At 43.3% G+C, this 476-nt stretch carries 1 protein-coding gene; it reads right to left on the minus strand.

Going from position 1 to position 476, the window contains the following annotated elements:
• Nucleotides 1-476: D-alanyl-lipoteichoic acid biosynthesis protein DltD (dltD, locus tag RVS70_RS22225; RefSeq protein WP_321134882.1), on the minus strand; the 476-nt coding region annotated here is incomplete at both ends.

Below are 476 nucleotides of genomic sequence, written 5' to 3' on the forward strand. Positions count from 1 at the left end.
GTCATATTCATGCCCTGAGAAATCAGCAACCTGGAAGCCCTTGGCTCTGATTTGTTTATTTACCTTTTTGTAATAGTCAGTGCGTCCTTTTTTCGGGAAGCCTGTGTAATCGTACCATTTTCCGTTAACCGGAATAGTGACAAACATAGGTTCTGCGCCCGCATCCTTCAGGATATCGAGCATTATTTCAAAGTCGCCGTATTCCGGTGATAAAGCATACGATCTTCGTTTGTTTTTCCCTTTCAGCTTTTGCACTTTTGGCTTCAGCTTTTTATAGACAGGGTTGTCGATACGAAAATCGTTAGACCCGGAGTGGCGTTTGCCCGATTGATCTGCCAGTTTATTCAGTTCAGACCATGATTTATCCTTTACTGACTGCGAGATATAACGCTTTGGTCCGGATGATTCTGTCGTTGAATAATACAGATCTTTCTTTTCCAGCATGCTGTAATACACTTTCGCTGCCGGCTTTAGGG

It is taken from the genome of Virgibacillus sp. M23, from assembly GCF_034190895.1.
GTDB lineage: Bacteria > Bacillota > Bacilli > Bacillales > Amphibacillaceae > Virgibacillus > Virgibacillus salarius.